We start from the raw sequence: 14,947 nt of genomic DNA on the forward strand, positions 1-14,947 counted from the left end.
GTACCCGCGCGCAGAAGCGGAGACAGCCAAGTGCATTTACAGACAAGGACAGCCGTGGTGACCGGCGCGGCCAGCGGCATCGGCCTCGCCCTCAGCGCCCGCTTCGCCCGGGCCGGCGCCGGCGTGGTCATGGCGGACGTCGAAGGCGACGCACTGCACCGCCGTACCGCCGAACTCACCGCACAGGGCGCTCAGGTCACCGCAGTGACCGCCGACCTGACCGACCCGGACGCCGTCGAACGGCTCGCGGACACGGCGTTCGACCTGCTCGGCGACATCGACGTGGTGTGCAACAACGCCGGGGTCCTCGGCCCCGTGGGACAGCCCCTGTGGGAGGTGCCGCTGGAGCGGATGCGGCAGGTCTTCGAGGTGAACCACTGGGCGCACGTCCTGGTGGCCCGCGCCTTCGTTCCCCGGCTGCTGGAGCGCGGCCGGCCCGCTCATCTGATCCACACCGCCTCGATGTCCGCCTTCGTCGTCGGCGCCGGCAGCGCCGCCTACGCCGCCTCCAAGCACGCCGACCTCGCGGTCGCCCGCAGTCTGCGCGCCGATCTGCGGGGCACCGGGGTCCGGGTGTCGGTGCTGTGTCCCGGCCGGGTCGACACCCCCATGGTCCAAGGCCTGACGGCCCCGCGCGGCGCGGGCGGCGACACCTCGGTGAGCGCCGAGGACGTCACCGGACTCGTATGGGAAGCCCTCGGCTCCGATCGCTTCTATCTCTTCACCAACTCCGACGCCCCGATGCGGCTGCGCGATCAGTTCGACGACGTATGGCGTCATGTTTCCCTTCCACCCCCTTCCCCCGAGGAGGAGCTGTGGCCCGCGCCGAAAGCGACGACCGCGGCGATGAAACGCTGACCATCGACCTGGAAGCGGTGAGGGAGAAATACCGGCAGGAACGCGACAAGCGCAGCGTCGGTCGCACCTACCAGTTCGCGCGCGGTGACTTCAGCCGCTACGCGCGAGACCCCTACACCGAGCGACAGGAGCGCGAGCCGCTCACCGACGAGGTGGACGTTGCCGTTGTCGGCGCCGGCATCGGCGGCCTACTGACCGGCGCCCATCTGCGCAAGGAGACCGGCCTGAAGCGCATCCGGCTGATCGACGAGGCCGGCGACGTCGGCGGCACCTGGTACTGGAACCGCTTCCCCGGCATCCGGTGCGACGTCGAGAGCTACATCTATATGCCGCTGCTCGAAGAGATCGGCACGATACCCACCGAGAAGTACTCCACCGGGCCCGAGATCTTCGCCCACCTCCAACAGATCGCCCACAAGTACGACCTCTACCGCGACGCCCTCTTCCAGACCACCGTCACCGAGCTGCGCTGGGACGAGGCCGCCATGAAGTGGCTGGTGAGCACCGACCGCGGGGATCTGATCCGAGCCCGGTACGTGGCCATGTCGATCGGTCTGATGCACCGCCCCAAACTCCCCGCGCTGCCGGGTCTGGAGACGTTCGCCGGGCACTCCTTCCACACCAGCCGCTGGGACTTCGACTACACCGGCGGCGACAGCACCGGCGGCCTGACCAAGCTCAAGGACAAGAAGGTCGGCGTCATCGGCACCGGCTCGACGACCATCCAGCTCGCCCCGCACCTCGCCGAGTGGGCCCAGCAACTCGTCCTCTTCCAGCGCACCCCGGCCACGGTCGACGTCCGCGGCAACCGGCCCACCCCGCCCGACTGGGCGGACAGCCTCGAACCGGGCTGGCAGCAGCGCCGGATGGAGAACTTCCACGCGCTGACCTCCGGTATCCCGCAGGACGAGGACCTGGTCCAGGACCGCTGGACCCAGACCACGGCCAAGCTGGCCGCCGCCATCCTGCCCACCGGCGACACCGGGGGCGACCCGAAGGAGCGGGCGCTCGCGGCCGAGCGGGCGGACTTCCTCAAGATGGAGGAGCTGCGCGCCCGCATCGACAGCGTCGTCACCGACCCCGCGACCGCCGCCGCCCTCAAGCCGTACTACCGCGTGTACTGCAAGCGGCCCTGCTTCCACGACGGCTACCTTCAGACCTTCAACAGGCCCAATGTGACCCTGGTCGATACCCAGGGGCAGGGCGTGGAGCGGCTCACCCCGGCCGGGGTGGTCGCCAACGGCCGGGAGTACCCGGTCGACTGCCTGATCTTCGCCACCGGCTACGAGCATGAGTTCTCCGTCCCGTACACGCACCGCGCCGGCTACGACATCGTCGGCCGCGACGGCGTGAAGCTGTCGGAGAAGTGGGCGGACGGGGCACACACTCTGCACGGACTCCAGGTGAACGGCTTCCCTAACTGCTTCATCCTGTCCAAGATCCAAGCCGGCCGGCACGTCAACATCCCCTACATACTGTGCGAGCAGACCCGGCACCTCGCGCACATCGTCAAGTGCGTCGAGGAGCGCGGCCACCAGGTCGTGGAGGCCTCCGAGGCCGGCGAGAAGGAATGGGTCGCAGAAATCCTCCGGCTCGCCGCCAACGACCTCGACTTCCTCGAGAACTGCACGCCCGGCCTCTACAACAACGAGGGCGACCCGAGCGGACTGCCCCGTCTCAACTCCAGCTACGGCGGCGGCTCGGTGGAGTTCGTGAACATCCTCAGGCGCTGGCGCGAGGCGGGCGACCTCGTCGGCCTCGAACTGCGCTGACACCCCACCCTTCTGTGAAAGGCGGCAACGCCCATGGACGTAACGCCGATACCCGGCGCCGCTCTCGGCGCCGTCGTGCACGGCGCCCATGTCACCGGCCATATGGACAAGACCCAGTCAGAGGAGATCTGGGCGGCGCTCGACGCGCATCTCGTACTCGTCTTCCGCGGCCATCAGACCCCCTCCTACAAGGAGTTCCTGGCCTTCGGCCGCCGCTTCGGGTACATCCCGAAGACCGGCCTGACCAGCGGCGCCCACCCCGACCACAACGAGATCCTGATCGTCTCCAACCTGGTCGAGGACGGCCGCAAGATCGGCGTCGGCGACGCCGGGTGGATGGACTGGCACACCGACTACTCCTTCCGCCCCCGCGTCTCGCAGGTCGGTTTCCTGGAGGCCATGGAAGTGCCGGCCTCCGGCGGCGGGCAGACCCTCTTCACCGACATGTACGCCCTGTACGAGTCGCTGTCGCCCGAAGAGCGCCGACGCCTGTACTCCTACCGGGTCCGCCACGCCCTGCGCACCGGGTACGAGGAGACCATCGAGGAGGAGCTTCAGGGCGAGGTGTCCCTCGGCGAGAGCACCGAACAGATCCAGCCCGAGGACGGCACATCCACCATCCACCCGCTGATCGCCCGCAATCCGCGCACCGGCCGCCAGTCGGTCTACGTCAGCACCCTGAACACCAAGCGGATCGTGGACCTCGCCCCCGACGACAGCCGCAAGCTGCTCGATGAACTGCTGTCGCACGCGGGCAAGCCCCAGCACACCTACGCCCACACCTGGCAGCCCGGGGACATCGTCGTATGGGACCAGCTCGGCACCGTCCACGCCAAGCATGCCTTCGACCCGGCCGAACGGCGCATCATGCGCCAGGTCGTCAGCATCTTCGACGACCCGACCGCCCCCTGGCGCGCGGAGGTCGCGGCATGAGCACCGCGCCCGCCTGCCTCAGCCACGGCCGGGTCACGATCACCCCGGCGCTGCGCGCCGCCGTCGACCGGCTCGACCACCGCTCACGTCACCAGGCGGCCTACCACTTCGGCTGGATCACCGTCGGCGGCGCGCCCACCAGCGCCGATGCCGGCAAGGCCGTACGGCCGGCGCTCGCGCTGCTGTCGGCCGAGGCGGTCGGCGCACCGCCGGAGGTCGCCCTGCCCGGCGCCGTCGCCGTGGAGCTCGTGCACAACTTCTCCCTGGTGCACGACGATCTGATGGACGGCGACGAGGAGCGCCGCCACCGGCGCACGGTGTGGAAGCTGTGGGGTCCGTCCAGCGCCATCCTGACCGGTGACGCGATGCTGGCGCTCGCCCAGGAGGTGCTGCTGGACACCGGGCTGCTGACGGCGGCCCCCGCCGCCCGGCTGCTGGCCCGCGCCACCCGGCAGCTGATCCGCGGCCAGGTCCAGGACCTGTCCTTCGAACAGCGCTCGCACGTCACGGTCGAAGAGTGCGTCGACATGGCCGCCGGCAAGACCGGCGCGCTGCTGTCGGCGAGCGCCGCGATCGGCGCCGTCCTCGCCGGGGCACCGGAGGCGACGGTGGACGCGCTGGCGCTCTACGGCGACCAGGTCGGCGTCGCCTTCCAGCTCGTCGACGACGTTCTCGGCATCTGGGGCGACCCGGCCGTCACCGGCAAGTCGGTCCACTCCGATCTGCGCTCCCGCAAGAAGTCCCTGCCGGTGAGCCACGCACTGAACCAGGACGGCCCGCTCAGCGACGAGCTGGCCGCTTGGCTCGCCACCCCCGGCGAACCCGGCGAGGAGGAACTACGACGCGTGGCCGGCCTGATCGAGGGCGCCGGCGGCCGGGACTGGGCGCTGGCCGAGGCCGCCCGGCGGATAGCGCTGGCCGAGGACGCGCTGACCAGTATCACGTTGGACGCCGGCGCGCGGGACGAACTCCTCGCGCTCGGGCGGTTCGTCGTCGACCGCGAGGTCTGAGACCGAGCCGGCCCCGTACCCGTATGCCCCTTTCTGACTTCTGACTCTCCGATCAGCGCACCACCCCCGCCAGGGCACCACCATGCCCACTGCCCCTCCGCAACCCACTCCCAAGGATTCCGTCATGCCCCAGGACATCGACTTCCACATACCCCTGCCGGGGCGGCAGAGCCCGGATCACGCGCGGGCCGACGCCGAGCAGCTCGCCTGGCCGCGGTCGCTCGGGCTGATCAAGTCCGAGGCGGCGGCGACGCGTCATCTGCGCGGCGGCTACGCCGACCTGGCCTCCCGCTTCTACCCGCACGCCACCGGCGCCGACCTGGACCTGGGCGTCGACCTGATGTCGTGGTTCTTCCTCTTCGACGACCTCTTCGACGGGCCGCGCGGCGAGAACCCGGAGGAGACCAAACAGCTCACCGACGCGGTCGTGGCGGCGCTGGACGGCCCCCTCCCCGACACCGCGCCCCCCATCGCCCACGGCTTCGCCGACATCTGGCGGCGCACCAACGAGGGCATGACACCCGCCTGGTGCGCGCGCAGCGCCCGGCACTGGCGCAGCTACTTCGATGGCTACGTCGACGAGGCGGAGAGCCGCTTCTGGGACACGCCGTACAACTCCGCGGCCCAGTACCTGGCCGTGCGCCGGCAGACCATCGGGGTGCAGCCGACGGTCGACCTCGCCGAGCGCGCCGGCCGCTTCGAGGTGCCGCACCGGGTCTTCGACAGCGCCGTGCTCTCCGCGATGCTCCAGATCGCCGTCGACGTCAATCTGCTGCTCAACGACATAGCCTCGCTGGAGAAGGAAGAGGCCCGCGGCGAGCAGAACAACATGGTCATGATCCTGCGCCGGGAGCACGACTGGTCAAAGGACCGCAGCGTCGCCCACATCCAGAGCGAGGTGCGCGCCCGTCTGGAGCAGTACCTCCTGCTGGAATCCTGCCTGCCGCAGGTCGGCGACATCTACCGGCTCGACGAGGCCGAGCGCGAGGCCCTGGAGCGCTACCGCAACGACGCCGTGCGCACGGTGATCCGCGGTTCCTACGACTGGCACCGCTCCTCGGGCCGCTACGACGCCGAGTTCGCGCTCGCCGCCGGTGCCCAGGGCTACCTGGAGGAACTCGGCAACACCGCCCACTAGCAGCACCGCACACCAGCGATACGCCCCCGCGTCCGGCCGTCGCGGCGGCACAGCTGTCAACAGACCGGAACGGCCGTCAACGGATCGATAGAGACGGGAAGTTGAGAATCAGTGACCGAGCAGACCACCTTCTCGGCGGGAGCGGCACCCGGGGCGCTGCCCGTCGTGGGACACGCCCTCCAGATGATGCGTCACCCCGTGAACTTCATGGCCTCGCTGTCGGCCCACGGCGACCTGGTCGAGATCAAGATCGGCCCCGCCACGGCCTACGTCCCGACCCACCCCGAACTGCTGCGGCACGTCCTGACCAACGACCGCATCTTCGACAAGGGCGGCGTCTTCTACGACCGTGCCCGTGACATCGCCGGCAACGGCCTCGTCACCTGCCCGTTCGCCGACCACCGCCGCCAGCGCCGGCTGATGCAGTCGGCGTTCACCCGCGGCCGGCTCAAGCGGTACGCCGAGGCCATGCACGCCGAGATCGAGGACACGGCGTCGCGCTGGCAGGACGGCATGGTCGTCGACGCCTTCCAGGAGATGTACGGCATGGCCCTGCGCACGGTCGGCCGCACCCTGTACTCCACACCCGTCAGCCCCGAGCTGACAGCGAAGGTGGAACGTTCCTTCGACGTCGTGCTCAACGGCCTGTTCCGGCAGATGTTCCTGCCGGCCTCGATCCGCCGGCTGCCCCTGCCGTCCCAGCGCCGCTACAAGAGCAACCTGAACTTCCTGCACGAGACCACCCAGCAGCTCATCGACGACTACCGCAGCTCCGACACCGAGCGCGACGACCTGCTCGCCGCCCTGATCGCGTCCCGCGACGACGACGGCGGCCGACTCGGCGACAAGGAGATCCACGACCAGGTCATCACCGTCATGGCGGCCGGCACCGAGACCGTCGCCTCCACCCTCACCTGGGTCTTCTATCTCCTCTCCCAGCACCCGGAGATCGAGGCCGCTCTCTACGACGAGATCGACACCGTCCTCGACGGCCGCGCCCCGCAGTGGGACGACCTGCCGAACCTCTCCCTGGCCGACCGGATCATCTCCGAGACGCTGCGACTGCACCCGCCGGCCTGGCTGTTCACCCGCCTCACCACCTCCCCGACCGAACTCGCGGGCCGTCAGCTGCCCACCGGCTCCACCGTCGTCTTCAGCCCCGCCGCGGTCGCCCAGTACGAGGACGCCTTCGACAACCCCAAGAAGTTCGCCCCCGACCGCTGGCTCCCGGACCGTATCGCGCCGGCCTCCCGCCACGCCTACGTGCCGTTCGGCACCGGCGCCCGCAAGTGCATCGGCGACCTCTACGCACGCACCGAGGCCACCCTGGGGCTCGCCACCATCCTCGGCCGCTGGCGGGTCACCTGCGAGCCCGGCATGGACATCCGCCCGGTCCCGCTGGCCACCGTCTACCACCCGCGCCGGCTGCGCCTGAGGCTGGACGCACGCACCCCGCGCCGGACGACCTCCGCCTTCCCCGCACCAGCCGGGGGTGACGCGACGTGAGCGAAGGGAACGTCGTCCTGGCCCAGCCGCGCGGCTTCTGCGCGGGCGTACGGCGCGCCATGGGGAAGCATGCGAGGCTCAGCACGCCCATGGCGCACTCGGCAGCTGAGACCAGGGCGGCGCACGAGTCGGGCGTACGTAGGGCGGGGTCGGGCACAGTGCGCGCGGCGAGGTGGTCGGCCAGCTCCTCGCCCAGTTCCCCGAGCCCGCGCCGCAGCGGCATGTCGCCGTAGCGCATTTCGTGCCACCGGTCGAAGGCCCGACCCCACATATCCTCAAGGGCCTGCTCGATCCGCTGTTCTGCGACTGCGTGACGCGTCACTTCCTTGATCGTCATGCCTGCCATCGTGGCAGTGCCACCGACAGCGCGGTCCCACGTGCCTCCCCGGCCACGTATCAGGGCGGGAACAATTCTGCTGTCGAGCGAGCGTCCGCGAAGCGGTTCGGCCAAACCATCCACGCACATGCCTCACGTGCCTACATGTCTCAGTAGCCGCCTGACCTGCCGAGGACCCAGCTCTGACCAGCGCGCTCAACCTCCGGTGAGAAAGAAGCCCGTCGGTCAAGGCTCAGTGAGAACACTCAGTCTTTCGCTGCGACAGATCCAGGGCAACCGCCTAGGAGAAGCCGACAACAGCGCTCAGACAGGCCTACTCAACCGCTCAGGAGCCAAGTGAAGCGCTCGGTCTCACAACATCACCATGCGGGTGAATCGTCTGTGCACTCATGCTGCCCTTCCATTTCGCCGTCGCCTACGCCGTCAACGCCCGCATGGTGGTGCTCTCCGAGCGCGAGGCGAGCATCAAGCCGGAGCTGCTGCTCGCGCCGACCGTGCTCATCCAGTGCCAGTTCTTCGGCTGGCCGTGGTCACGCGCGCGTCACGCCTTCGCCGACCGCCGAACCTTTGCTGAGGCCCTTGCTCGCATCAACGGAGAGCCCACCGCACCATAGGGGCGATCAGGCAAGCCGGGCCCAGGACGTTGGGCCTGTCGGCGAGATGAGTGTGGGGCCTGTCAGATACAGGCGCCCCATATACCCGCCGGTCGGAGGTACCGGCAGACCTTCCCGCTCAACGTCGAACCAATCGGATCGCAGCAGGTCCAGGTCGATATGGTGTCCCCGGCTGTGGGCAGCCGGGGACACCGTTTCGCGTTCAGCGTGTCGGCGCGCGCCACCAAGGCGGGCTACCGCACACAGGGAGATTCGCTCGACGTGTTCGCACCGGCCTGGCGGCCCGGCACGGACTACGTGGCCCTGGGGATCCTGCTGGCCGAGGACTCCACTCTGCGGCGCGACTGATGCGGCTGAGGTCGAGCAGGTACCGTTCCTTAGGACTGAGCGAGCCCACTCAGCCGCACGCCCCGAACGGTCTTGGGCGCACCGGTCCCCGACGTGCTCGCCCCCAGGGCAGCGACACGGATCCTGCCCGTGGTCAGATCCCGGGAGGCTGGCTCCCTCACGACCTGGCCATATGGGACTGTCGGAGAGCGCGGCCGTGGACACGGGCAAGGTGGACATGTACGACGGCTCCGCCCGCCTGCTGAAAGGCGAGTGATCATGCCCCGCGCTCCGCGGCGAGGGGGAGACGCGGCTAGACGCCATGCCGGCACCATCCGCGTCGCGCCGTTCCAGGTCCCCCGCCGCTGTGCCAGGCTGAGGAAGAGGTCGTCGAACCGGGCCGCGCACACACCGACTTACGACCGACCCGACCCGACCTGCCGTCAACCAACCCGCGCCACCAGAATCAACGGTCAACGCTCTGTCACTGTTTGGTCGTCGGCAGGATGTGTGGTGGTCTCGGACGTTGCGGTGAAGGAGTGCACGAGGGGGCGGTCGTCTCCTTGGCGGGTGGCCATGAGGATCCGGCTCACGTGCGGAGGTCCGTCGAGTTCGAGCCTCCGGGCGCCTGGTGGGAGCGGTGTCGTGACGCTGTGGGGAGCGATGGTGACGCCGAGGCCGACGGCGACGAGCATGATGATGGTGTGCCAGTGTGAGCACTCCTGCGCGACCTGGACGTCGATACCGGCGTCTCGCATCGGCTGCGTGTTCATGTCGAACGCGTGAGGTCCCGCTGACCGTGGAAAAAGGATCAGCGGGTCGGCCGCCAGCGCCGTCGCTGCCACATGGTCACCCTGCGCGGCAGGGTGCTCGGCCGGAACGACGGCGACGAACCGTTCCGTTGCCAGCGGGGACAGGGTGATGCCGTCCCGCTCCTCGGCGTCCCGGACGATCCTGACGTCGGCCGTGCCCCGCTCCAGAGCGGTCAGCACATCGACGGTGAAGCCGTCATGGAGTTTGACCTGGACGTCCGGGCGGATGCGGGAGAGCGCGCGGAGCCGTTCGCTCACGATCGCGGCGGCCGAGGTGATGAAGTGGCCAGCCTGTGCAGGATCCGCGCGGTAGGTGATCCCTGGTCGGCCGTGATCAGGACGACTTCCTGGTCGTCCTCGGGAACAAGCAGGACGTCGCAGTTCAACCGCAGCGGGCCGGTCTCCGGGTGGTCGAGGGTCTTGGTGCGGTGCCCGGGGGCGTGGACCGGACGCGTCGCCCAGATCTGCCGAAACTCCTCGCTGCCGGCGTGCAGTTCGGCTAGCAGGGCGGTCAACAGCGGGTCGTGCGGGTAGCGGTCGGCGGCCCGGCGCAAACGTGCCACCACTATGTGCCCGGACTCCTCAGCGTTGGAGCTCTCGTGCATCCGCCCTTGGCCCAGGAAGCGGTGCCGGGCCAGGTTCGTCATACCGCCTCCAAGGTCGCCGCCGAGCAGTGCCTGGGCCAGAGGATTCCAGGCGACGACGCCGTACGCCGCGTCAGTGACGATGGCGCCGGTCTCCGGCAACCGCTCCAGCATCCGGGCCACATGCGGGCGTATCCGCCGCATGGCGCTGATGCCGGGCGGCGGGCTTGATCCCGCCAGGCGGAACAGGTGGCTGCGCTCCGCCAGCGTGAGCCGCAGCGCCTGGGCCAGCGCGTCCAGGATCCGGGCCGATGGCCGCGGTCCCCGGGCCTGCTCCAGCCGCGTGTAGTAGTCGACCGACATATGGGCGAGCTCCGCCACCTCTTCGCGCCGCAGGCCCGGTGTGCGGCGAGCGGTACCCGTCTCCGTCAGGCCGATCTCGTGCGGACGCAGACTTGCCCGGCGGTCCCGCAGGTAGTGGGCCAGCTCCTGCCGTGTCATACCGCCTCCTCCCCCTGCCTGGTACAGGCTGTCCCTGGCAGGGCGCCCACAACCAGGGAACCGTAGTCGTCATGAATGAACGCACAGCTCTGGTCACTGGTGCCAACAAGGGCATCGGCAAGCATATTGCCCGGCTCCTCGCCGCCGAGGGCCTCACCGTGTACGTGGGCGCCCGCGACGCCGGTCGCGGGCAGCGGGCCGTCGAGGAGATCGGTGCCGGCACCCGCCTGCTGATCCTCGACGTGAGTGATCCTGACGGCATTGTGAAGGCCGCAGCTCAGGTGGACCGCCTGGACGTACTGGTCAACAACGCCGGGGTCGCACTGTCACTCGCCCCGCCGGCCGAAACAGACGTCGAGGAGTTCCGGCGCACGTACGAGACCAACGTGTTCGGGGCGTTGGCGGTGACCAATGCCTTCCTGCCCGCCCTGCGCCGGTCGCCGCACCCGCGCATCGTCAACATCTCCAGCGGTACAGCATCGCTGACCTGGAGCACGAACCCCAACCCGCAGTTCACCCCGGGAAGCGGTGGCGCCGCCGCCTACCGGTCGTCCAAGGCCGCCCTCAACGCCCTCACCGTCTTTTACGCCCAGACGCTGGCTGAGGACGGCTTCAAGGTCAACGCGCTCGCCCCCGGCGCGCGGGCCACCGATCTCACCCCTCGGGCCGCTGCTCTCGGCGGCGACCCGGCCGAGGCCGCTCAGGGTGCCCTTCGCCTGGCTCTGCTCTCGGACGACGGCCCCAACGGTGGCTTCTTCTCCTGGGACGGAACGCTCGTGCCCTGGTGAGCACGCTGGCATCCGGAACCGCTGGGCGGGGCGCCTTCACTCCGTGCGGCACAGCCACCGTCGACCAGGTGGAGGCCGCTGAAGACGCCGCGCGGAGGGACAGCAGTGGGCCGAGCACCTGCGCATGCAGCCCGAGGATCTGTCCCAGGACGGGCCGATGGGCCTGCGCGGCGTCGCGGAGAACGGGGTGCCCGGACAGGAGCGGCGCGTGAGGATCATCTTGATCGCCAAGTTCTACGAGTCTCCCCCGCCGAGCCGGTCGCCGGGTGACCGGGCCGGGCGAGCCCGGTCAGTGGCGGGGGCGCCGGCGCATGAAGATGCACTCGCTGTCTTCTAACCGGGGCGGCAACATGTAGCGCCCACACCCGATGAACCCTCCCGGCCGGAGCCTGGTGCGCGCAACCACCAGGCCCCGGCCGGGGCCGTCCTGGCCCTCGGCGGCACGGTGACCTGGGACGGCACCGACCTCGCCGAGGCGGACCCGCACAGCGTGTGGTCCCGGGTCGGCCTGGTCCCGCAGGACTTCACCCGCTGGCCCATGGACCTGCGCGCCAACATCCACCTCGGCCAGCCCCGCACCGCCGACGACGCCCTGCTGCTGGACGCCGCCGCAGCAGCGGCGGGGGCGGACAGCGTCATCGCGAAGGTCCCGTACGGCCTCGACACTCTCGTAGCCAGCTCGAACTGGGACGGTACCGATCTGTCCGGCGGACACCGCCAGCCTGAGCAGGTCGCCCCAGTGGTCGGCGACCAGGTCCAGATTGGCCTTCTTCGTCAGCAGCGGCCCTGTGCTCGGGAAGCGCTCGGTGTAGTCGGCCTTGCTGCCCATCCGGTACAGGGTGATCTTGCCCAGGTCGCGGATGCGGGGCGAGAGCTGCTTGCCGACCAGGTCGAACAGGCCGAAGTTGACCAGGGTCACGCCGTGCGTATCGGCCGCGTGCTCGGTGATCGGCAGGTCCGTGGCGTTGCCGAGGATCTCGTCCAGCACGTAGTAGGCCTCGCGGTGCGTGGCCACGATGACCGTGCTGCCGAACGTCGAGTGCTGGTCGGAGACGTGGGTGTAGGTGGAGATGCCCTCCGAGACGAAGTACTTGTTCAGATGCCGAGCGGTGACCGACTTGCCCCGCGTCGGGAACCTCTGCCCGTCCGAGGAGGACAGCGTGCCGGAGCCGAACATGGCCGTCATCGGCAGCCGGTGGTGGTAGTTGACCAGAACGATGTTCGCCTCGCGCAGCGTCTCCTCGCGGATGTACCACTCCGCGGTCCACGCCAGCACGTCGTACGGAATGCCGCACGAGGCGGCCATCCCGTGCAGTCCGACGTTCGTGGAGAGCCCGATCAGGCAGGCGATCAAGTTCCTCTTGAGCTGCGGAGAGCGGGCCTGCTTGCCGCCAGCATGGACGAAGCAGTCCAGGAACCCGGTGTGCCGGTCCATCTCCACCAACAAAGAGGCGATCGGCACGTTCGGCAGCATCTTCTCCAGCTCGCCGTCCCAAGAATGAACTCGATCATGGAGCGCTGGATACAGACCTGTCGCCGCGAGCTCCTGGACCGGACATTGATCTGGAACCAGCGACACCTCCTCCACACCCTGCGTGAGTTCGAGCAGTTCTACAACGCACACCGACCACACCAAGGCATCGCGAACGCCAGGCCACTGCACCCCTCGCCCCCGCCGATCGACAACCCCGACGTGTTGGCCCGCCTCGACCGACACGATCGCCTCGGAGGCATCCTCCACGAATACCAACATGCGGAGTGACCTGCACTGATGAGATTTCCGGCAAGAGCAGAGCTGCAGCGACGCATTTATGAACGGCACAGGCTCTTCCGCAGATCCCGGTGCAGTCCGAATCGAATGTCGTCAATCTCCGCGGCCGTGCTCACTTGGAGCGGCAATGCTGAAAGAGCTCATTGACTCAGCCGCCGCTCTTGCGGCGGAACGACCGCTGGCTCGCAGCCGGGCCGTTCGTCCTACGGACCTTCGACGCCTCGACGTTCGCAGGGAGGTCAGCGGCGTCCGCCTGCGCACCGCGTTTGCGCGCCAGGGCCTCCCGGAACTTGCGTTTCAGGTCGTAGTGGCCGTCGCTGTCGGGCACCAGAGCGGACGTCTCGGGGTCGGTCGGCTCCGAACCTTCTTGGGATGCAGATTCTGCGGTCATGGCGACCTCCTGGGTTCGGGCAGTGGGAAGCACAGCTTGTCATACCAGGCACACCACGTGGGCGTTCACCTCCTAGGTGTAGGCACAGGAGGGTTTCGGGCCGGGCTGGAGGTTCTCCGTTCCGGGATCGGAAGTATTCGATGAGCAGGGCAGCGGCTCTCAGCCGCCGCGACGCACCCGGGCCGCCTTGCGGGCTTCGGCGAGCTTGCGGGCCTCGCCGGCCTTTCGGGACTTGCCGCCGGCGCCGCGGGAGGTGTCCTTGCTGGTACCCAGGCCGCGGAAGGGAGCGTTGGTGCTCTTGGGCCGGGGCGCGGCGGGCCCGCCGTCGAGCGGGATGCCGGAGGGGGCCTTGGCCCCGGTGATCCGGCTCAGCTCCGCCTCGCCTGAGCGTACCTTGGTGATGGTCGGCTCGATGCCGGCCTCTGCCATCAGCCGGCTCATCTCGCGGCGCTGGCCCGCCGGCACCAACGTGACGACGCTGCCGGACTCACCGGCCCGGGCGGTACGGCCCGCGCGGTGCACATAGTCCTTGGGGTCGGTGGGCGGGTCGACGTTGACCACGAGATCGAGGTCGTCGACGTGCAGGCCACGGGCCGCGACATTGGTCGCCACCAGGACGGTGAGCTGGCCGTTCTTGAACTGCGCCAGGGTCCGTGTGCGCTGCGGCTGGGACTTGCCGCTGTGCAGGGCCGCGGCGTGCACTCCGCTGGCTCGCAGATGCCGGGTGAGCTGGTCGACCGCGTGCTTGGTGTCCAGGAACAGCAGTACGCGGCCGTCGCGGGCGGCGATCTCCGTGGTGACGGCGTACCGGTCGGGGCCGTGGACGACCAGAACATGGTGGTCCATCGTCGTGACCGCGCCCGCGGACGAGTCGACCGAGTGGACGACGGGGTCGTGGAGGTAACGGCGGACCAGGTGGTCGACGTCGCGGTCCAAAGTGGCCGAGAACAGCATCCGCTGACCGTCCGGATGTACCTCGTCGAGCACCTCGGTCACCTGCGGCAGGAAGCCCATGTCGCACATCTGGTCGGCCTCGTCGAGGACGGTGATCCCTACCCGCCCCAGGCGGCAGGCCCTGCGCTCGATGAGGTCGTGCAGACGGCCGGGGGTGGCGACGACCACCTCGGCTCCATGGCGCAGCGCAGCGGCCTGCCGGCCGATCGACATGCCGCCGACGACCGTGGCCATCCGCAGCCGCAGTGCCTCCGCGTACGGCGCAAGCGCCTCGGTGACCTGTTGAGCCAGCTCTCGGGTAGGCACCAGGATCAGAGCCAGGGGCTGCTTCGGTTCCGCGCGCCGCCCAGCCGTCCGTGCGAGCAGCGGTAGGCCGAAAGCGAGCGTCTTGCCCGATCCGGTGCGCCCGCGCCCCAGGACATCGCGTCCCGCGAGGGCGTTGGGCAGCGTGGCTGCCTGGATCGGGAAGGGCTCGCGCACACCGAGTTCGCTGAGCGTTCGCAGCACCGCGGCTGGTAGTTCCAGGCCGGCGAAGGAAGCTACCGGGGGCAGCGTTGGCGCAGTGGCCATGAGCGGGGCGAGATCGCTGTGCGAGGTGCCGGGGAGGTCAGGATGATTCATGAAGAGCCTTCCGCATGCGAACGTACCGAG

15 protein-coding genes are annotated in these 14,947 nt (G+C 69.4%); 10 read left to right on the forward strand and 5 right to left on the reverse strand.

Annotated elements, in window-relative coordinates; genetic code table 11:
- Positions 1-57: 57 nt before the first annotated feature.
- From ptlF to ACFV2X_RS22780, 8 genes are all read left to right on the forward strand, one after another.
- A complete protein-coding gene (gene ptlF, locus ACFV2X_RS22745) occupies positions 58-858 on the forward strand; it encodes a 1-deoxy-11-beta-hydroxypentalenate dehydrogenase (protein ID WP_385619252.1) in 801 nt (266 codons plus the stop codon).
- Positions 859-875: 17 nt separating this feature from the next.
- Complete coding sequence (gene ptlE, locus ACFV2X_RS22750) at positions 876-2,630, forward strand: neopentalenolactone/pentalenolactone D synthase (protein WP_385619506.1); 1,755 nt, start codon at positions 876-878, stop codon at positions 2,628-2,630.
- A 33-nt stretch (positions 2,631-2,663) separates the two neighbouring features.
- On the forward strand, positions 2,664-3,563 hold the full coding sequence (gene ptlD / locus ACFV2X_RS22755; RefSeq protein WP_385619254.1) for a neopentalenolactone/pentalenolactone F synthase: 900 nt from the start codon (positions 2,664-2,666) through the stop codon (positions 3,561-3,563).
- On the forward strand, positions 3,560-4,573 hold the full coding sequence (locus ACFV2X_RS22760) for a polyprenyl synthetase family protein (RefSeq protein WP_385619257.1): 1,014 nt from the start codon (positions 3,560-3,562) through the stop codon (positions 4,571-4,573). The genes ptlD and ACFV2X_RS22760 overlap by 4 nt, the downstream gene beginning before the upstream one ends.
- 124 nt (positions 4,574-4,697) lie before the next feature.
- Entirely contained in the window at positions 4,698-5,711 is a 1,014-nt protein-coding gene (gene ptlA / locus ACFV2X_RS22765) for a pentalenene synthase (protein WP_385619260.1), read from the forward strand.
- A gap of 111 nt (positions 5,712-5,822) precedes the next feature.
- Positions 5,823-7,217, forward strand: coding sequence for a pentalenene oxygenase (gene ptlI, locus ACFV2X_RS22770; protein WP_385619262.1), 1,395 nt, complete (start codon positions 5,823-5,825; stop codon positions 7,215-7,217).
- Positions 7,218-7,943: 726 nt separating this feature from the next.
- On the forward strand, positions 7,944-8,168 hold the full coding sequence (locus tag ACFV2X_RS22775) for a hypothetical protein (protein WP_385619264.1): 225 nt from the start codon (positions 7,944-7,946) through the stop codon (positions 8,166-8,168).
- Between the two features lie 174 nt (positions 8,169-8,342).
- Positions 8,343-8,516, forward strand: coding sequence for a hypothetical protein (locus ACFV2X_RS22780; RefSeq protein ID WP_385619266.1), 174 nt, complete (start codon positions 8,343-8,345; stop codon positions 8,514-8,516).
- A 452-nt stretch (positions 8,517-8,968) separates the two neighbouring features.
- Here ACFV2X_RS22780 and ACFV2X_RS22785 read toward each other — a convergent pair whose 3' ends face one another.
- Both ACFV2X_RS22785 and ACFV2X_RS22790 read right to left on the reverse strand, forming a co-directional pair.
- Complete coding sequence (locus ACFV2X_RS22785; RefSeq protein ID WP_385619268.1) at positions 8,969-9,565, reverse strand: LysR family substrate-binding domain-containing protein; 597 nt, start codon at positions 9,563-9,565, stop codon at positions 8,969-8,971.
- Positions 9,562-10,392: a helix-turn-helix transcriptional regulator gene (locus tag ACFV2X_RS22790; protein WP_385619271.1), complete on the reverse strand. Its 831-nt coding sequence runs from the start codon at positions 10,390-10,392 to the stop codon at positions 9,562-9,564. The genes ACFV2X_RS22785 and ACFV2X_RS22790 overlap by 4 nt, the downstream gene beginning before the upstream one ends.
- Before the next feature lie 71 nt (positions 10,393-10,463).
- On the opposite strand from ACFV2X_RS22790, the gene ACFV2X_RS22795 reads away from it, so the two are divergent.
- Complete coding sequence (locus ACFV2X_RS22795) at positions 10,464-11,180, forward strand: SDR family oxidoreductase (protein WP_385619273.1); 717 nt, start codon at positions 10,464-10,466, stop codon at positions 11,178-11,180.
- A 289-nt stretch (positions 11,181-11,469) separates the two neighbouring features.
- Here ACFV2X_RS22795 and ACFV2X_RS22800 read toward each other — a convergent pair whose 3' ends face one another.
- Complete coding sequence (locus ACFV2X_RS22800; protein ID WP_385619275.1) at positions 11,470-12,642, reverse strand: Tn3 family transposase; 1,173 nt, start codon at positions 12,640-12,642, stop codon at positions 11,470-11,472.
- On the opposite strand from ACFV2X_RS22800, the gene ACFV2X_RS22805 reads away from it, so the two are divergent.
- Positions 12,577-12,942 (forward strand): integrase core domain-containing protein, encoded by a 366-nt coding sequence (locus ACFV2X_RS22805; protein ID WP_385619278.1) that lies wholly within the window; start codon positions 12,577-12,579, stop codon positions 12,940-12,942. The genes ACFV2X_RS22800 and ACFV2X_RS22805 overlap by 66 nt on opposite strands.
- Positions 12,943-13,099: 157 nt before the next feature.
- Here ACFV2X_RS22805 and ACFV2X_RS22810 read toward each other — a convergent pair whose 3' ends face one another.
- Complete coding sequence (locus ACFV2X_RS22810) at positions 13,100-13,342, reverse strand: DUF5302 domain-containing protein (protein ID WP_385619280.1); 243 nt, start codon at positions 13,340-13,342, stop codon at positions 13,100-13,102.
- Between the two features lie 159 nt (positions 13,343-13,501).
- On the reverse strand, positions 13,502-14,917 hold the full coding sequence (locus ACFV2X_RS22815) for a DEAD/DEAH box helicase (protein WP_385619283.1): 1,416 nt from the start codon (positions 14,915-14,917) through the stop codon (positions 13,502-13,504).
- Positions 14,918-14,947 lie beyond the last annotated feature (30 nt).

Source organism: Streptomyces sp. NPDC059679, from assembly GCF_042734105.1.
Taxonomy (GTDB): domain Bacteria; phylum Actinomycetota; class Actinomycetes; order Streptomycetales; family Streptomycetaceae; genus Streptomyces.

Excerpts from the sequence above, each read along its gene's own strand:
- ACFV2X_RS22760 (WP_385619257.1), top strand. The coding sequence starts at position 3,560 with ATGAGCACCGCGCCCGCCTGCCTCAGCCACGGCCGGGTCACGATCACC.
- ACFV2X_RS22795 (WP_385619273.1), top strand. The coding sequence starts at position 10,464 with ATGAATGAACGCACAGCTCTGGTCACTGGTGCCAACAAGGGCATCGGC.
- ACFV2X_RS22805 (WP_385619278.1), top strand. The coding sequence starts at position 12,577 with ATGGACGAAGCAGTCCAGGAACCCGGTGTGCCGGTCCATCTCCACCAA.
- ACFV2X_RS22810 (WP_385619280.1), bottom strand. The coding sequence starts at position 13,342 with ATGACCGCAGAATCTGCATCCCAAGAAGGTTCGGAGCCGACCGACCCC.
- ACFV2X_RS22815 (WP_385619283.1), bottom strand. The coding sequence starts at position 14,917 with ATGAATCATCCTGACCTCCCCGGCACCTCGCACAGCGATCTCGCCCCG.
- ACFV2X_RS22775 (WP_385619264.1), top strand. The coding sequence starts at position 7,944 with ATGCTGCCCTTCCATTTCGCCGTCGCCTACGCCGTCAACGCCCGCATG.
- ACFV2X_RS22790 (WP_385619271.1), bottom strand. The coding sequence starts at position 10,392 with ATGACACGGCAGGAGCTGGCCCACTACCTGCGGGACCGCCGGGCAAGT.
- ptlA (WP_385619260.1), top strand. The coding sequence starts at position 4,698 with ATGCCCCAGGACATCGACTTCCACATACCCCTGCCGGGGCGGCAGAGC.
- ptlD (WP_385619254.1), top strand. The coding sequence starts at position 2,664 with ATGGACGTAACGCCGATACCCGGCGCCGCTCTCGGCGCCGTCGTGCAC.